The sequence below is a fragment of the Paenibacillus sp. FSL H7-0326 genome (genome assembly GCF_001955535.1).
GTDB classification, from domain to species: Bacteria; Bacillota; Bacilli; order Paenibacillales; family Paenibacillaceae; genus Paenibacillus; species Paenibacillus shunpengii.
Map to the genome: position 1 here is coordinate 1,761,047 of NZ_MPVN01000001.1, position 17,975 is coordinate 1,779,021.

Genomic DNA, 17,975 nt, shown 5'->3' on the forward strand with positions numbered 1-17,975 from the left:
AGTATCTCCTCCTGAAACTATGTTTGATGAACAGATTTAGCAGGGCATTCAGCTGTCGATGATAGTAACTATCGTTATGGCAATAATTTTAAGGATTTTCCGAACAAAATTCAATAGATCGAAGCAAATTGATAAGAATTTGATCGATTATATTTCCTTGAAATAAAAAAGTGTGTTAGATTTCCTTACAAAAATTGAGACAACAAAGCTCATTGTCTGCTAATATCTTCTCCACAAAGGTTCTTAATACGCACAAAGGAGATGAAGTATAGAATGAGTAATGCTGAACAGCCTCAAGACATGACGAGAAGACAATTCCTATCGACAGTTGGTAAAGTCGGGGGTTCTCTTGCCGTCTTCAGTCTAATGGGCAACTTGGGTCTTCTCTCTCCAGAAACGATGAAAGCTCAGGATTATACGCCTCCCGGGAAGAACGATCTGGCGCTAAGCAATCGAAACGGCAAAAAGATTATTATCCTGGGTGCCGGCATAGCGGGATTAACCGCGGCCTATGAGCTTGGCAAAGCCGGGTATCAGTGTACGGTGCTGGAAGCCAAACCTTTTGCGGGCGGCCGGAATTGGAGCATTCGCAAAGGAACCACGAATCAGGAAATCGGCGGAGCGCGTCAATACTCCCAATTCGGCAGCGACCTGTATTTCAATGCAGGTCCAATGCGGATTCCCCAATTTCATTCCACTCTCGAATATTGCAGAGAGTTTAATATCCCGATTGAGCCCTTCAACAATGTGAACGACAGCGGCTATTATTACAATGAGAATGTGGGGGCACTTTCTGGACAAAAAATTACCAAGCGAGCAGCCAAAGCCGATGTGCGCGGTTATGTCTCCGAAATGCTCGCCAAGGCTGTCAATCAATCTGCTCTTGATCTCCCTATAACCCCGGAGGAAAAGGAAAAGCTGGTTGAATATCTCCGGCGGGAAGGTGATTTGAATGCAGACCTATTCTACCGCGGCTCCTCCCGCGGCGGATATAAGGAAGAGCCGGGCAGCCGCATGGATGCAGGCGTTGTCAGAGATCCGTTTGATCTCAAAGCCATCCTTCAATCCGGATTCGGTAATTATTTCAGCAATGAATATGGTTATGACCAGCAAATGATGATGTTCCATCCTGTCGGCGGTATGGATATGATCGTGAAGGGATTTGAGAAGCATCTTGGCAACCGTGTCAAGCTGAATGCTCCTGTTACCGAGATTCGTCAATCCGCTGATGGCGTGCGGGTTCGCTTCACCCAGAACAAAAAGGAACAGGAAATTACCGGAGACTATTGTATCTGTACGATCCCCCTCTCCGTTCTTCGAAATATTCCAGCTGATTTCTCTTCCTCCATGAAGAGTGCAATACAGAATGCAAGATATGCATCTGCGGGTAAGATCGGCCTGCAATTCAAACGCAGGTTCTGGGAAGAAGATGAGCTGCTCTTCGGCGGTAACAGCCTGACTAATATGGACATCACCCAAATCTACTATCCTCCTACAGACTACTTTGGCAAGAAGGGCATCCTGCTCGGCTATTATGCAACCGGGGCAAATGCGGACAAGCTGGGCAATATGAGCTACATAGAACGGGAGCGTCACGCACTGAATCAAGGTGCCAAGATCCATCCTCAATACAAGACAGAATTCGAGAATTCCTTCTCCATTGACTGGAAAAAAATTAAATATCAAGAAGGTGCCTGGGTATCCTATAACGCCGAGGAGCGTGCAGGAATGTATAAGACCCTCTGCCAGCCGGACAACCGAATCTATCTTGCAGGAGATCATATCAGCCATATCGTAGCTTGGCAGGCCGGGGCCATTGATTCCGCAAGAGCCGTCGTCAAAGATATTCATCAACGTGTCATGAAGGCATAATTCATACGGGATAGCCCCCAGTTATCATCAATAGTGCATTTTATTCCAGGTATATAAATGTCCAGAGGAGGCAGAAGTTTATGATGAACAAAAAAATAAAAAGTCTAACGCTCGCAGCTATACTCATGGCAAGCTTAAGTGCAACCGCTTATGCAGCAGATAAAGCCCCTATCGAAGTTCAGGGAACCGTATCGGTGCCTGAGCCCGCTCCAGCACAGGTCTCAGTACCAGGCAGTAGTCCTGTCTTCTACGGTAATCCCAGCTCGAGTATCTCGGGCGGTGTCGTAGTGCCGGAAGGGTCTGCCTATCTGTACACGAGCGGCACGGTGCCTCCCGTACTGAATAAGGAAGGCAAGACCATCTATGAACGATACGGAGATACCAAGACTCAGGCGGCCGGTGTTCTGGCATCCATTGAGAAGCAGCTTAAGGATCAGGGTCTCTCTATGAAGGATGTTGTCTATCTCCGCGCCTACTTGACGGCGGACGCCGCGAAGGAAGGCATATTCGATTATGCAGGCTGGAATGAAGCTTATGGCGAATTTTTTAACAACGAAAAAAATCCAGTCAAGCCCGCTCGCTCCACTGTTGGTGTGGCCAGTCTCGTAAGCTCTGATTGGCTGATCGAAATTGAGGCTGTCGCTGTATTTCCCAAAAAATAATCAATTACTACATGAGGAGGACATCTTATGTTCCAGAATATAGGAATAACCGGAATCATTATGATTCTGGTATTGGTCCTGATCTTATTCGGACCTTCCAGATTGCCTGAGCTTGGACGCGCCGTAGGTCGGACCTTGTTCGAGTTCAAATCTTCGGCTCGTGATCTCGTCGGTGATAGTAAGGATGAGGATGAATCGTCACCGAACAAAAAGTAGTTGCTAAATTTTGGATTCCTATGTTATTATGCTTTTAATAAATTTATAACTATTCCAGTCGGAATATACTACATTCAACCGGACAGCCGGAGATCATTCTTTTCTATTTAGGAAAGAGTCTGATCTTCGGTTTTTTTTGGTTGTCAGGAGGAGGCAAAGTATGTCCAAGAGAGAAATGAAGCTAGGCGCCTTTCTGATGGTTCCAGGTCATCATGTGGCTGCATGGCGCCATCCCGATGCAGATGTGAATGGTGTGCTGAACTTATCGTTCTACAAGGAGCTTGCTCAAACCGCTGAGCGGGGTAAATTCGATATGGTGTTTCTGGCAGACAGTCTTGCCGCAAAAGGAAGTAAATCAATAGAAGGCCGGGCGGTGAATGCAACATTTGAGCCGCTGACCTTACTATCTGCTCTCTCTGCAGTTACAGATCGTATTGGACTGGCAGCCACCGTCTCCACCACCTACAACGAGCCTTACCATGTTGCCCGCAAGTTTGCCTCCCTGGATCATCTCAGCAATGGCCGGGCAGGCTGGAATGTGGTGACCTCCGGCAGTGAAATTGAAGCGCTGAACTTTGGGAAAGAGAATCATTTGCTCCATGAGCTAAGATATGATCGTGCCAAAGAATTTTTAGATGTCGTATCCGGATTGTGGGATACCTGGGATGACGATGCGGTTGTTAAGGATAAAGAATCGGGCGTGTTCTCCGCTCCTGATAAGATCCGCGCCCTCGATCACAAGGGAGAATGGTTTCAGGTGCAGGGACCGCTGAATATCTCCCGCCCTCCGCAGGGCAACCCTGTCATCATTCAAGCCGGAGCTTCGGAATCTGGCCGGGATTTTGCCGCACAGTACGCGGAGGCGATCTTTACCGCCTGGCAGACATTTGATGAAGCGAAGCAGTTTTACACAGATGTAAAAGGCAGGCTGCAGCACTATGGCAGAACGGCCGAGGATGTAAAAATCATGCCGGGCGTGTTCCCTATCATCGGAAGAACCGAAGAAGAGGCTGATGAACTCGAAGCCAAACTGAAAGAGCTGATTCATCCTACGGTCGGTGTAGCACTGTTATCAGGTCTGATCAGCTACGACCTCTCCCCTTATCCTGTAGATGGTCCCTTGCCTGAACTACCTGATCTCTCGCAAATCAATGGTCAGAAGAGCCGCTTCCTACTTCTCAAAGACATCGCTGACCGCGAAGGCTACACGATCCGCCAGTTGTACCAGCACATCGCAGGTGCACGCGGACATTGGAGCATCAAGGGAACGCCCGTTCAGATTGCAGATCAGCTGGAAGCTTGGTTCAAAGGGGGGGCCGCTGACGGATTTAACGTCATGGCCCCGTATCTGCCTGGAGGCTTAACCGACTTTGTCGATCTCGTCATACCGGAGCTGCAGCGTAGAGATTTATTTCGGAAAGAGTATACAGGAAGCACACTACGGGAGCATTTAGGTCTGAGAAGACCCGTTTCAAGAAGTACAAAACAGCCTCTTCAGCATTCTTAATAGGATGCGTTAACCTCTTCACGTTCCCCTAGTATCCCTCCCATACAAAAATAACCTTTGCTCGCCAGAGCAAAGGTTATTTACTGTTTTAGATCCACATATTGAACTGAATTATGCAATATCCTGGTTCATATCACACGGCTTACAGCAAGCTACTCACTACGCATAAGAAATGCCTTCGTCCGTTCAAGCTGTGGATTCCCGAAGATCTGCTCGGGTGTACCCGCCTCGGCAATCTCACCTTGATCCATGAATATAACACGGTCCGCAACATCTCTCGCAAAATTCATCTCATGCGTAACGATGATCATGGTCATGTTCTCATCGGCCAGCTTGCGGATAACCCGCAGTACTTCTCCCGTAAGCTCAGGATCAAGCGCCGATGTCGGCTCATCGAACAGGAGAATCTCGGGATTCATCATGAGTGCCCGAGCGATGGCAACACGCTGCTTCTGACCACCGGACAGGCTAGCCGGATACACATTCGCTTTATCCGATAAACCGACCTTAGCGAGCAGGTCTGCCACCCGCGGTTTAATGGCCGCTGCATTCTCCTTCTTGACCATTTTGGGAGCAAGCTCCAGATTTCCTTGAACCGTGAGATGCGGAAACAGATTGAAGTGCTGAAATACCATTCCCATTCGGGAAGTAATTCTTTTGATTTCAGGTGCACTCACATATTTGCCTTCGCTCACGAGTGACTCTCCCCCGATGCGTATCGTTCCGCCATTCACCGATTCGAGGTTAACCAGGCTGCGAAGCATTGTACTCTTGCCTGAGCCTGACGGCCCGATCACTGCGATAACTTCGCCTGGCTTTACATCAAAATCCACTTTTTTTAATACCTGCAAATCTCCAAACGATTTTTGCAGATTCACGACTTCTATCATATTGGTCATCACGCGACATTCCTTTTAAAGTTTATTCAAACCGAAACCGCTTCTCCAGCGCTTTAAAGAAGAGAGTAAGTACAAGCGTCATTAACAGGTAAACAACAGCTGCCACGGCAAAAGGCATAATGGTTGCATCCCGATTGACTGCGGTCTGTGCAAAGTGCAATACCTCGGGAACAGCAACGGCATAGAGAAGCGCGGTGTCCTTGACCAGGGTTATAGATTCATTCGCTGTGGAGGGAAGCACCACTCGAATCATCTGGGGCAGAATAACTCTGATCATTGTCTGCCATTTGCTTAAGCCAAGCACCTGTGAAGCTTCATACTGACCTTTATCAATCGACAGCAGCCCGCCTCTGAAGATCTCTGCAAAATAAGCAGCGTAATTCAGTACAAAGGCAATTCCGGCCGCAACGCCGCGATCCAGTACCAGATACTCTCCGACCACCGGAAGCATCGGCAGGCCGTAACAGAAGAACAGCAGCTGAAGCAGCAGCGGCGTGCCGCGCATGACGTAAATATAGCTGTGCGCAATTGCGGACACCGGCTTAAATCGGCTGTTTGCCATTAAAGTAATGCCAAAGCCGAGCGGTATAGATAATATAATGGCTGTAAAAAATAACAGCACGGTCGTTCTTGCCCCTTCCAGCATGGGCAGCGTAATACTCCACAAATATTCTAAACTCATCGTTATCTTCGACTCCTACAATCCGGATTATGGATTCATGATTCCATTCATTGAAGTAAAAGAAACCGGGATAAAACCATCACCCGGTTTCCAGCATATTATCTTTTTATTATTGCCTAGTTTAATACTTTGTCCTCTCCAAACCATTTCTCGGAGATGCTGGCCGCTGTTCCATCTTCACTCAGCTCGTCAAGAGCACTTTGCAGCTCATTCAGAAGCGCTTCGTTTCCTTTTTTCACACCGATTCCGTATTCTTCAGGAGCCAGTGATTCATCCAGCAGCTTGTAAGTCCCTTCTTCTAGAGACATGTAATACTTCGCAACGACCTCGTCTATAATAACAGCATCCAATCTGCCGCTCTTCAGATCACTTAGAGCAAGTACATTATCCGGGAACTCGGATACCGTACCAACCTTCTCGTTAATCGGGTGTGCACTCAGCGCATCCGATGCAGAAGAGAGCTTCTGCAATCCGATATTCTTACCTTCAAGCTCTTCCAATGAAGCAAGTGGTGAATCCGCAAGCACAACAGCGACCTGACTGTTTGACATATAAGGCTTCGTGAACAGCACCTTCTCTTTGCGCTCATCAGTAATGGTATAACCATTCCAGATCAGATCAATGCGTCCGCTGCTTAGCTCCGATTCCTTGGAAGACCAATCAATCGGCTGGAACTCTACTTCCTTGCCCATCTTCTCGGCCGCTGCTGCTGCATAATCAATATCAAATCCGACAATGTTATTACTCTCATCACGGAATCCCATCGGTGCAAACTTATCATCAATCCCGATGACGAGTGTATTCTCATCCTGTCCGCTTGTTGAGCAGGCGCTCAGTACAAGAACGAACATACTTATCATTATTAGCCATGCTGACTTTTTCACGAGTTTCCCTCCACTAGATGTATATTAAATATAGAATAAATTGCATCCATTTCCAAACGCTTTAGTCCGCTACCATATTAGCAGAATGAAAACATCATACCACAGGATGAGAGATTACGCCACTGCATTGATGAAATTTGTTGAAATCTGTTGAAATGGGGCTGAGATTGTGGATAGACAGATCATTGATCCAGGGATTACTTCCACATAAAAAATAACCCCATGTATTGCGGATGGACGCTGTTGTCCATCCCGACCATGGGGTACCTTATATTCACTACCTTATTTCTGCTTCCATTCATCCAACAACAGCTCGGCATGATGAGTCAGGTTCAGCCTTGCCCGCTCGCTAATCTTGTCCTTGCCGCCTCGCTTGTCCAGCTGTGCCATATATTTTTCCAGGAAGGAAGATGCTTGCCTATAAGCTCCTTTATTATAATGATGCACTGCTTGTTTTAGCGTATTGGCCAGCTGCTTCACCACATTTCCTGACAAATCTCCTTCTTCTACGTATTGATTATGCAATTGCTCAAGCACAGGCAGCAGCCCGGCAATGGATAGATTCGGAAGCTTCACCTGAGCAAAATCCATATCGGACGCAAAATAGTAACTTGTATACACCGGCTGATTATAGCCCGTATTCTGCGTAGCTACACCTGCACGATATTGCGGATCATGCAGCAGGGTGTGCAGCTTGTGACTTGTCACTTCCGTATTGGAATAAATACGGATGGCGCTGCTATCTGCCGTACGGACTAACATCTCTTCCCGCCAATCGCCAAACACATCCGCCACAAGGGACGGCGTGCCCTTCGTATGATTATTTGTACGGGTTCCTTCTGCAGTCAGCACCGTTCCTTTTTTCCAATCATCAATGGTCGGCGTATTCTCTAATGAGCCGTTTATGAGCTGGGTCGTCATATCCTTGGACCATTTGATGCTCATGTTTGTACCCGGGGCCGTGTCACTAATCTTCTGACCCGCTGCTGTGTATAGTCCGACAGCCCATGTTTCAAGTCCCGGATGATCCGGATCTACATCTCCAATCATGCCGCGTCCGGTATCACGTCCGGTATAAGCGCCGTAGATAACCTCACCTGTCCTCGCATCTCTAAGCGCATATCCATAGGGAGCATAGGCCCCGCCTTCATGCACCATATACACTTCAAGACCTTCGCGAGCTGGATCAATATTAGCAACATGCAGTGCATCTCCATGTCCCAAGCCTGCTACAGCTCCAGGATTGGCGCTTTGCGGCGGCATCACAGCCGACGAATTCGACAAGACAGAACCATCATGATCAATGGTAGCCGAGCCATATACAATCTCCTGCTTGCCGTCACCATCTACATCCGCTACGCTGATTGAATGAGCTCCTTGCGTTGTAATCTGCCCGTACTCAGGATCTGTACCTGCTCTACCATGCGGACCATCTCTGAACGGATTCGTCATCGGTGTCCATCCACTATCTACGTACCAATGTTCATTCAGATTGTTCCCGTCCCAGCTGTATGAGACCAGGGTTGTCCGGGTATAGTAGCCTCTCGCAAATACCGCATAGGGCTGTTCTCCGTCCAAATAAGCTACACCCGAGAGAAAGCGATCCACCCGGTTACCCGGCTCGATTCGGTTCATCGCGTAATCTCCCCAGCGCAGTCCATCATCATACCGACCCGGCTTGTAACGAATGGTCTGAAGTTCTGCTCCGCTCTCTCCTTCAAATACGCTCAAATACTCGGGACCCGATAATATAAAACCTTCAAATTGACGCAATTTATTCCGATTGGCGTCCTTGGAAGGAGCAAACACATCCATAAAGTGATCAGCTAGATGCCCCGCATCTTCCCGGGATAAAGGATAGTCATATGCTGGATCGATTCCGAAGGCTTCCTCGAGCGTTTGCGGCCAGCTTCCATCCTTAACCTCCTCATATTCATGCCAGTTCATAAACATATCAACGATATGTTCATAGTAGCCCTCCGCGCCAAGTCTATAATCATCTTCATTAGAGTAGCCAGCGGTAAGGTCTTCCTTCAGCATCGTAATATACCGCTCAGATATGACATCACCTTGGGCATTATAACGAAGAGTCTTGGTACCCGGAGCAGTCTTGAACATAAGCTCGGCTTTACCATCCCCATCGAAGTCATATACAAGGAACTGAGTATAATGCGCTCCCGAGCGGATATTGACACCCAGATCTATGCGATACAGCAGTCTGCCTTCATAAGTATAAGCGTCAATATAAGTGTTGCCTGTATAGCCGACTTGGGAGACGTCCTTCGCATTACTCGGCTCCCATTTCACAAAATACTCGAGCCTGCCGTCCCCATCCACGTCCCCAACACTCATGTCGTTAGCTGAATAAGTGTAAGCTTCACCCGCTGGTGTAACACCGTCCTTCGGCTTCTGGAGCGGAAGATCATAATAAGAATTCCCCCACGGAATAACGGCCTCACTCTGATCGACTTCTTTGCCTTTCACAACGGCAGATACGTAATAGCTGGAATCTGTCTCTCCCGCTGGATCAAGATAATTCGTACTGTCACTCACTTGGGCAATCCTTTTGCCATCCTTGTATATATTGAAGTCCGTACCCGTGAGTCCCGTTTCATTACTGCCCGTTGCCTCGTTAGCGAGCAGTCTCCAGCTCAGAAATACGCCGTTATTCGCAGGCACTGCAATAAGCCCGCGATCCAGATATTCCATTTGTATACGCCGTTCCATGCTCGGTTTCCCCTTCCTGCTTACATCTTCAGCTGCGGATGCAATTCCTCCTGTAGTGATCAAGATCATACTCATTCCTGTCACAGCGATCTTTTTGAACAGTCCCATATTGAAATATGCCATTTTAACACCTCTTCATCCTATAGTGATCAGCCACCCCCAAATTATAGACATGCCCTTCCCGGACCACCATTCAAATAACAGAGTTTATTGTTCAAAAATCAGTGTTTCTCTTATTTTCATATCTCTCAAATGTTGCAAAAAAGACATATAACATTTACCAATATTCGATAATTAATCTATAATATTCTAATAGAAAGGAGGATGTAATGGAGTATCAGCGCACACTCGCCCAGCCTATTGAAATGAACAGCATTACCCTGCACAGCGGAATCCCGGCATCCATGACCATACATCCTGCTCCAGCTGACAGTGGAATTCTCTTCAGAAGAGCTGATCTATCACCTGTAGAGATCATCAGCGCCGTGCCGCATCATGTATCATCGACGGATCGTTGTACACAGCTCACTAATGGACATCACTATTCCATTTCAATGGTCGAGCATGTTATGTCAGCCCTTCGCGGCATGGGAGTTGATAATGCCATCATTGAAGCAGATGGTGAAGAGATCCCCGTCCTCGACGGCAGCTCTGTAATGATCAGCGACAGAATCGCCGAGACCGGACTCGTAGAGCAGCATGCCCTCAAGAAATACATGCGCTTAACCAAAGCCGTCCGGGTACAGATCGGCCGTTCGTATCTGGAAGCCATTCCTTCCGAAGAGATAAGCTATGAAATCCAGTTTACGAATGATCACGAGCTCCCCTTTTTGACGAATCAGATTGCTTACTTCAACCCAGCCATCCACGATTACCGAAGTGAAATTTCTCCGGCACGCACCTTCGGCTTTGAACAAGAAGTAAACCTTCTAAGAAGCAAAGGCCTAATCCAAGGCGCATCCATGGACAACGCAGTACTCATCGGAAACAGCCGAATTTTGTCGGACTTGCGCTACCCGGATGAATTTGCCCGCCACAAGCTGCTCGATGTGATGGGTGATCTGGCACTGGCGCCTCCAGTTCTAGCCCAAGTTAGAGGCGTGCGAACTTCCCACCGTCTGAATACTCTTTTGGCACGGGAGATCATGAATAATCTACATTAATAAGGAGATAGCAAAGATGGAGTACAAGCTTAAAGCCATTGCACAGGAACTGAATGGAGAGTTAATCGGTGACGGAGAAGTGACCATACATAGCATCGCTTCCTTATCCAGTGCAGAGAGTGGACAAATCACTTATGTAACGGAGAAAAATATAAGCAAATTAACAGACTGCCGTGCCTCAGCCATCGTGGTTCCCGAGAAGCTTACCGATGCGCACCTGCCTGGTATTCGGGTAAAAAACCCCCGGCTGGCCTTTGTTCATGTTATGAACCTATTTCATCAGGCTACCAGAGCAAACGGTCTGATCTTTTCTGCGATGGTCGATTGTTCACTTCAAGCCGGGGAAAGTACACAGATTGATGAAGGTACCGTTGTCAAAGAGAACGTATCGATTGGTGAGGGAACCCTGATCTCCTCGAACTGTTTTATTGGCGAAAATGTTACGATTGGAGATCATTGCTTCATTCATCCTCATGTCACGATTCTGAGAGATACCTGTATCGGGAGCAACGTCATTATTCATTCCGGTGCCGTTATTGGCTCTGATGGATTCGGCTATGAGTGGGATGGTCAGCAGCATGTAAAAATTCCTCATGCCGGCAATGTTGTCATTCATGATGATGTCGAGATCGGTGCCAATACAACGATAGACCGTGGAACAATCGACCCCACTATTATCGAAAGGGGCACGAAGATCGACAATCTGGTCCAGATTGCTCACAACGTACACATCGGCAAACACTGTATTATCGCAGGTACAACTGCAATTGCAGGTTCAGCTTCCATCGGGGATCATGTCGTGCTGGCCGGTGGATCTGCAGTCGTTGGTCACCTCACCATCGGGGCTCACTCCACGATTTTGGGCAAGTCAAACATTACAAAGGACTTACCTGCACATTCGATCATTTCGGGCTACTATGCCCGTCCCCACCATGAACAACTGAGAAAGCAAGCCGCTATTGAACGTCTTCCCCATACATTGAAGAAATTCAGCACTCGAATAGACTCCTTAGAGAAGAGCATAAAGAAGCTGACGAAGGAGGAATAAACCATGGCTCTCCCTACTACAACGGTTCATCCTACTGCGATCATTCATCCGACCGCTGTTATTGGAGATCAAGTCGAGATCGGCCCTTACTGCATCATCGAGGAACACGTAAGGATAGGAAATGGATGTACCATTGAAAGCCATGTGCGAATCGGTTCAAATACCACACTGGGTGAATACAATCATGTATACCAGGGCGCCATTATCGGCTCCCCTCCCCAGGATCTTAAATATAACGGTGAGGAAACGCAGCTGATCATCGGGGATTATAATACGATTCGAGAGTATGCAACGATTGCCAAAGGAACAGATTCCGGCGGCGGAGTCACACGGGTAGGGAATCATAATTTTATAATGAACTATGTTCATGTTGCACATGATGTAGCCTTGGGGAATCATATCGTCATTTCCAACAGTGTTCAGATTGCAGGTCATGTGGAGATCGAGGACGAGGTCACGCTTGGCGGCTTGGTTGGTGTTCATCAACATTGCAAGATTGGCGCATATTCCATGATTGGCGTCGGGAGCTGTGTCACTCAGGATATCGTCCCCTATTCACTCGCGAGCGGCGATCATGCCAGGATCTACGGCCTCAACCTCATCGGCTTAAGACGCAAAGGCATGTCCGGGGACGACATTCGAATGATCAAGCAAATTCATTCCCTCCTGTTCCGCAAGAATCTGACGCTGGCCCTTGCACAGGATGCCATAGAGCATTTGCCTCAAAGCGTGTTTAAAGAACACACCATTGCGTTCTTGAAGAAATCCAACAGAGGCATCGCAAGAATAGGAACGCGTCCTATGTAAAATGATTATAGAGGTGTAACAGAAAAAACGCCGATGTTGTCGGCGTTTTTTCTGTATAGCCCGTTCTTACTTCTATCCCTGAATGCTGAGGATATAAGCTCCTCCAGCTTGTACAGGGAAGACCAGAACTCCGTTCTCCTTGACCTCTGCCTGTACTTCTTCGCCGGCTTTATTGGTTATCCTAATGACGGCAGCTCTCGTCCGAACCCCACACACTCCATCATGATCGGAACGAATCTCAGCTGCAGACAGCTGTCCGCCTTCCCATGCAAGATCAACCTCATAGCCGCCCCTAGCACGAAGTCCACGGATTGAACCTTTCTCCCAAGCCTGCGGCAGAGCAGGAAGAAGTTCTACATAGCCTTGATGTGATTGAAGCAGCAGCTCAATGATGCCTGAGGTTGCCGCAAAGTTACCGTCGATTTGGAATGGTGGATGTGCGTCGAACAAGTTCGGGTACACCCCGCCGCTCTCGTATCTTTCGGAGCCGTCACGAACGAGCTGAAGCAGATTGGACACAAGTCGGTGCGCCCGATCTCCATCCTGGAATCGTGCCCACAGACCAACCTTCCAGCCAAGGCTCCAGCCTGTCCCACCGTCACCGCGTCTCTCCAGTGATACGCGTGCAGCCTGAAGAAGCTCCGGTGCAAGCCCCTCGGTAATTTGGCGTCCAGGATATACCCCAAATAGATGGGATACATGTCTATGGTGAACATCTTCATCCTCATAATCATGGAGCCACTCCTGCAGCTGACCATATTTGCCGATTCTCAGCGGCGGCAGCTGATCTCTGGCTGCAAGGACCTCTTGCGCAAATGCAGCATCTTCTCCCAAGACTTCGCTCACCTCAGCAATATTGGTGAACAAATCATACATAAGAGCAAGATCCATGGTCGCTGCGGTTGTCACCCCATACAGCTCACCGTCGATTCTGTAGCGATGCTCCGGCGAGGTAGAAGGTGCGGTCACGAGCATCCCGTTCTCATCTGGAATGAGCCAATCCAGGCAGAAGAGCGCGGCGTCCTTCATGATCGGATACGCTGTATTTCTTAGGAAATCCTCATCCTTCGTAAACACATAATGCTCATACAAGTGCTGGCAGAGCCATACCCCGCCCATTTGCCACAGCGCCCACACCGGATCGCCATGCCCGAAGTTTCCAACAGGAGCTGTATGTCCCCACAGATCGGTATTGTGGGAAGCCGTCCAGCCTCTTGTGCCATAATGAATCTCTGCCGTCTTCTTACCGTTGACGGACAGACGCTGAATCAGATCAATCAACGGCTCATGGCATTCGGACAGATTGGCCGTCTCCGCCGGCCAGTAGTTCATCTCTGCATTAATATTCAGTGTATAATTACTGCTCCATGGCGCTCTCGTTTCATGGTTCCAAATGCCCTGAAGGTTCGCAGGCTGACTTCCTGGTCTGGAGCTGGATATCATCAGGTAACGACCGTATTGGAAGAGAAGATTCACCAGATAAGGATCCTTCCCTCCAAATTCTACAATGCGCTCATCTGTCGGCAGATCTGCTGGTGCAAGCCCGGGTCCGAGATCCAGCTCCACCCGTTGATACAGTCTTTGGTAATCTTCTACATGGCGTGCGCGGAGCTCTGTATAATTGTACTTCAGTGCGTTATCCAGATGCTCCTTCGCACAGGCCGATTCATCCTTGCCGTCTTTACCCGGTGAACGATCATAACCATTAAAGCTGGTTGCCATACTCAAGTATATAGTAGCGCTGTCTGCATCCACTATACGAATACCTGATGCATCCACCTTGGATGTCCCGCCTTCATGGATTACTGCAATTCTTCCTTCAAAACGCATGGCATCCGTTTCTCCAGATTTACCATATCGGATCGGATTATCCGCAGGATAATAGCTGGGGTGCACTACTTCTGGTGCATATCCAGATAGAACGGCGTGATCTCCATCGGAAGACTGCTCATGTCGAAGTAAGCTGCTAAAGCTTGCCTTAAACCCTAATCTTCCTGGGATGCTGGACTCCATCCGCATGGCAATAATTTGATCTGGATAGGAGGCGAATACTTCGCGGGTATACACCGTCTCCCCGATTTGGAACTGAGTCGTAGCCACGCCTTCATTCAGCTCCAATGTGCGTTTGTAATTCCAGCCGATATCTCCGTGATCAAAGCTGATGTTCAGATCACCGAAGGGGAGATACGACTGAGTATAAGCACCCATCATTTTCTTGCTTAGCTTGTCCGCTTCTGCATACTTGCCTTCCTTGAGCAACCGGCGTACCTCAGGCAATACTTCAAGAGACTCCGGATTATTCGTTTCCTTCGGTGGACCAGACCATAACGTGTCTTCATTCAGCTGCAGTCTCTCCAGCTCCATCCGCCCAAATACCATGGCGCCCATTCTACCATTTCCGATGGGAAGAGCTTCCGTCCATTCCTTGGCCGGACGATTGTACGTTAAGAACATGTGCTTTCCTCCAAGCTTGTATTTTTTTATACCGAAATAGGTGTGCAAGGGGTGCCATCATCCTACTTCCTTATAATTGACCTAAAACGTTTTAGAAATCTTGCTATCCTGCTTCACTAATGCTTGATTCTACTCTTCTATTAAGAGATGAAAGCGGATTCTACTCTCCTCTGTTATCGTCCTAAAAAAGTGACAAAAAAGCAAGCCCTAAATGTTGAACAATCCTGTTGAAAGAGTCGAAAGGAAGCCATTGACGCTTGGAACAAAATTAAACGCCTGCCCGGCAGCAACAAGTATGAGCGTGAATCATCATTATAGAACTCTTTGATCGTATAAGTGGTCTATGTAATGTAAAAAGAGGATCCCCTGCCTTACTGCTGTGGGAGATCCTCTTTTTTAAATGAAATTTCGTGTTATGACACTTCAATATACTTTATGAATCACATCTTCAAAATCCGGTTCCTGCATCTCCACGTCTTCAATCTCACCCCATTCACCCAGCTCCTTCAATATCTCCATGGTGGTGATCTTGTTTCGATTGGCTTCAACGGTAATCGTATTCTCCGTGATCTGTGACAACTTCATCATAGGATGGTTATGCACGTCTGCAGATGGAGGGATAGAGCACGCTCCCCGATACGATACTTTAATAATTGTAGGAAGTCCGATATTATCGCGCAAAGATTGAACCGTTCCATCATAAGTAAGCTGTCCATGGTTAATCACCATCACCCGGCTGCACAGCTGCTCAATGTCGTCCATATCATGGGTTGTTAGCAGGATCGTTTTGCCGAGCTCCTCATTAAGCAGCTTCAGGAAGGATCGAATATTTCGCTTGGCATTGACATCAAGACCGATCGTCGGCTCATCCAGAAACAGAATGTCCGGTTCATGCAGCATGGCTGCTCCGAGGTCTGCCCTCATCCGCTGTCCAAGCGACAGCTTGCGCACCGGTGTATCCCAGAATTCCTTCAGATCCAGAAGCTCGGAGAATTGATCGATACGCCTCTTCTTATCGGTATCCTCCACCCGGTACATCTTGGCAAGAATATCATAGCTGTCCCGGACGGGCAGATCCCACCACAGCTGACTGCGCTGTCCGAATACGACACCCAGTCTTCTGACGACCTGTCTGCGCTGTTCATGCGGGTTCATCCCGCTCACCGTTACCTTACCTGCGCTCGGATGAAGAATGCCGGTCAGCATCTTGATGGTTGTCGATTTCCCGGCACCGTTCGGACCAATATAACCGACAAATTCACCCGGTTGAATTGTGAAGCTGATGTTGGTCACTGCTTTTTTTACATGATATTGCCTGGAGAAAAAGGTACGCAGGCCAGAGAACCTGCCTTCCTGTACAATTGGTATTTTAAATTCTTTGTGCAGCTGCTGAACTTCAATCATTGTGAGCGATTCCTCCTTTAGCTTCCTGTGCTCTGATATTTCGTTATGCCAAAACTCCAGAACCTGAGGCTTACCATCAAGCACACTAATGCCGCACCCAGAACGAGTCCAAGCACCCAAGGTCCGACCTCACCGCGTAAAATGTAAAGTGCCGGTACATAATTGACCAGTCCCACAGGAAGGACTACCAGGAGCAGCGAAGCAAGCCAGTTAGGGTACAGTGATATGGGATACCTTGCCGCCGTTCCGGCTGCGTCCTCAGTAAACGTCTGCAGCTCGCTGATCCGTGTCGTCCAAAATCCGAGCGTAGCCGTAGCAAGACCGATGGAGAACAAGATGACCGATCCGGTAAGAATGACAAACAGTGACTGCGGGATGGCAACCCAGCTGATCTGTCCCGAGTTCATCATGCCGTATATTGACCAGCCGAATACAAAACCTCCCTGCAGCCATTCACCAAGCATAATCCGGAAGCGCTGAGGCAATAACGTGAACAACACGGGCAGCGGCCTGGTGAGCAGCTGATCCATGTCCCCGCTGACCAGATATCTCTCCAGATGGTGCACTTCATTGGCAAGTGAGCGGTACACCGTTTTGGATAAGGTCATCATGGCAAACAAATACCCGACTTCATAGATGGACCAGCCTTGAATGGCTCCGAATCGGTTCAGAACGATGGCAATCATGAGAAATTCCGCAATTTGAATGAGCGCGGCAAGCAAGGAGCCTAGAAAGAAATTAAATTTGTACTGCATGGAGCTTTTGACGCTGGTACGGATGAGAAGAGAATAGAGTTCAAAGTATGCTGTCAGCTTGTTCTGCTTCATCCGCCCTGCACCTCCACTTTTCGTCTCAGAAAATAGGTCGCGAGGAATCCAAGCAAGGTGAGCAGCACACCCCATACCACGGTACCGGCAAGCAGATGAGCATCCGGGTATCCAAGATAAATTCGGGTGGGTACATACAGAAGATAAGGATAAGGTGAGAGCCAGGCGACGGTTTGCAGCCATTCCGGCAGCCACTCAATGGGAATGAAGAAGCCGGCAAGCAAATTGACGAGTGCATGATGAGTCCACTGCAGCCAAGCCGACTCCGTCGTCCACATGGCTGTAGCACCAATGATGTAATTGATGCATATTCCCATGTAGGCAGCTCCAAGCAGACTCATTGCTGTCCATATGTAAGTCATACCATCTGTAGGAAGCTGCAGGTTGAATGCAATGAGATAAACGAGGTAGATCGGAATGGATTTGAATATAAACTGGTACAGCACCTGTCCCCATTCCCGGCTCATCAGATGCATGAACAAGTGGACAGGCCGCATTAAATCCATGGCAATATGCCCTGTCCGTACGGTTTCAGGGATACCGAGTCCACTCGTTAAGAATGTCGTAACCCACAAAGACGCTTGCGTGAACGCAATGTAACTGACCATCCCGTAGGTTCCGTATTCACCGAGCGCATTGTCACGACCGATGCCGATCCAGATACAGGCATACAAGTAGCCGAACATAACGCTGGCAATGTTGTGCACCATATGTGCACCGCGATATTGCAGGTTTCTTGCATAGGCCTTTCGAGCCAGGGTGAAATAGAGCAATTTGATACACCTCCGATAAGCTTGATGAGACGCTGATCCATACGTCCACT

15 protein-coding genes are annotated in these 17,975 nt (G+C 48.3%); 7 read left to right on the plus strand and 8 right to left on the minus strand.

What is annotated here, in order from left to right:
• The first annotated feature begins 273 nt into the window (after positions 1–273).
• The 4 genes from BK126_RS08620 to BK126_RS08635 all read left to right on the plus strand — a co-directional run bounded on the left by BK126_RS08620 (position 274) and on the right by BK126_RS08635 (position 4,257).
• Entirely contained in the window at positions 274–1,872 is a 1,599-nt protein-coding gene (locus BK126_RS08620) for a flavin monoamine oxidase family protein (RefSeq protein ID WP_076312151.1), read from the plus strand.
• Positions 1,873–1,952: 80 nt separating this feature from the next.
• A complete protein-coding gene (locus tag BK126_RS08625) occupies positions 1,953–2,534 on the plus strand; it encodes a RidA family protein (RefSeq protein WP_305954036.1) in 582 nt (193 codons plus the stop codon).
• 27 nt (positions 2,535–2,561) lie between these two features.
• On the plus strand, positions 2,562–2,750 hold the full coding sequence (locus tag BK126_RS08630) for a twin-arginine translocase TatA/TatE family subunit (protein ID WP_047913450.1): 189 nt from the start codon (positions 2,562–2,564) through the stop codon (positions 2,748–2,750).
• A gap of 160 nt (positions 2,751–2,910) precedes the next feature.
• Positions 2,911–4,257 (plus strand): LLM class flavin-dependent oxidoreductase, encoded by a 1,347-nt coding sequence (locus BK126_RS08635; RefSeq protein ID WP_076312152.1) that lies wholly within the window; start codon positions 2,911–2,913, stop codon positions 4,255–4,257.
• 152 nt (positions 4,258–4,409) lie between these two features.
• Here the strand turns inward: BK126_RS08635 and BK126_RS08640 are convergent, their stop codons facing one another.
• The 4 genes from BK126_RS08640 to BK126_RS08655 all read right to left on the minus strand — a co-directional run bounded on the left by BK126_RS08640 (position 4,410) and on the right by BK126_RS08655 (position 9,572).
• Complete coding sequence (locus tag BK126_RS08640; RefSeq protein ID WP_081872695.1) at positions 4,410–5,159, minus strand: amino acid ABC transporter ATP-binding protein; 750 nt, start codon at positions 5,157–5,159, stop codon at positions 4,410–4,412.
• 19 nt (positions 5,160–5,178) lie between these two features.
• The gene (locus BK126_RS08645) at positions 5,179–5,838 is read right to left on the minus strand and encodes an amino acid ABC transporter permease (protein WP_047913447.1); all 660 of its coding nucleotides are present in this window, start codon (positions 5,836–5,838) and stop codon (positions 5,179–5,181) included.
• A gap of 116 nt (positions 5,839–5,954) precedes the next feature.
• Positions 5,955–6,698 carry an amino acid ABC transporter substrate-binding protein gene (locus BK126_RS08650; protein WP_090726409.1) on the minus strand — a complete coding sequence of 248 codons (744 nt, stop codon included), beginning with the start codon at positions 6,696–6,698 and terminating at the stop codon, positions 5,955–5,957.
• Between the two features lie 306 nt (positions 6,699–7,004).
• Positions 7,005–9,572, minus strand: a complete 2,568-nt coding sequence (locus BK126_RS08655) for a rhamnogalacturonan lyase (RefSeq protein WP_076312154.1) — start codon at positions 9,570–9,572, stop codon at positions 7,005–7,007.
• A 206-nt stretch (positions 9,573–9,778) separates the two neighbouring features.
• On the opposite strand from BK126_RS08655, the gene lpxC reads away from it, so the two are divergent.
• Genes lpxC through lpxA form a run of 3 tightly spaced genes read left to right on the plus strand, consistent with a single transcriptional unit; the run spans position 9,779 to position 12,467 of the window.
• Positions 9,779–10,612: a UDP-3-O-acyl-N-acetylglucosamine deacetylase gene (gene lpxC / locus BK126_RS08660; protein WP_076312155.1), complete on the plus strand. Its 834-nt coding sequence runs from the start codon at positions 9,779–9,781 to the stop codon at positions 10,610–10,612.
• A gap of 16 nt (positions 10,613–10,628) precedes the next feature.
• Complete coding sequence (gene lpxD, locus BK126_RS08665; RefSeq protein WP_076312156.1) at positions 10,629–11,660, plus strand: UDP-3-O-(3-hydroxymyristoyl)glucosamine N-acyltransferase; 1,032 nt, start codon at positions 10,629–10,631, stop codon at positions 11,658–11,660.
• Positions 11,661–11,663: 3 nt separating this feature from the next.
• Positions 11,664–12,467, plus strand: a complete 804-nt coding sequence (lpxA, locus tag BK126_RS08670; protein WP_076312157.1) for an acyl-ACP--UDP-N-acetylglucosamine O-acyltransferase — start codon at positions 11,664–11,666, stop codon at positions 12,465–12,467.
• Between the two features lie 72 nt (positions 12,468–12,539).
• Here lpxA and BK126_RS08675 read toward each other — a convergent pair whose 3' ends face one another.
• From BK126_RS08675 to BK126_RS08690, 4 genes are all read right to left on the minus strand, one after another.
• Complete coding sequence (locus tag BK126_RS08675; RefSeq protein WP_076312158.1) at positions 12,540–14,921, minus strand: glycoside hydrolase family 95 protein; 2,382 nt, start codon at positions 14,919–14,921, stop codon at positions 12,540–12,542.
• Positions 14,922–15,344: 423 nt separating this feature from the next.
• Positions 15,345–16,325 (minus strand): ABC transporter ATP-binding protein, encoded by a 981-nt coding sequence (locus BK126_RS08680; protein WP_076312159.1) that lies wholly within the window; start codon positions 16,323–16,325, stop codon positions 15,345–15,347.
• Positions 16,326–16,342: 17 nt separating this feature from the next.
• The gene (locus BK126_RS08685; protein WP_177178797.1) at positions 16,343–17,152 is read right to left on the minus strand and encodes an ABC transporter permease; all 810 of its coding nucleotides are present in this window, start codon (positions 17,150–17,152) and stop codon (positions 16,343–16,345) included.
• Positions 17,149–17,925 carry an ABC transporter permease gene (locus BK126_RS08690; RefSeq protein WP_076312160.1) on the minus strand — a complete coding sequence of 259 codons (777 nt, stop codon included), beginning with the start codon at positions 17,923–17,925 and terminating at the stop codon, positions 17,149–17,151. The genes BK126_RS08685 and BK126_RS08690 overlap by 4 nt, the downstream gene beginning before the upstream one ends.
• Positions 17,926–17,975 lie beyond the last annotated feature (50 nt).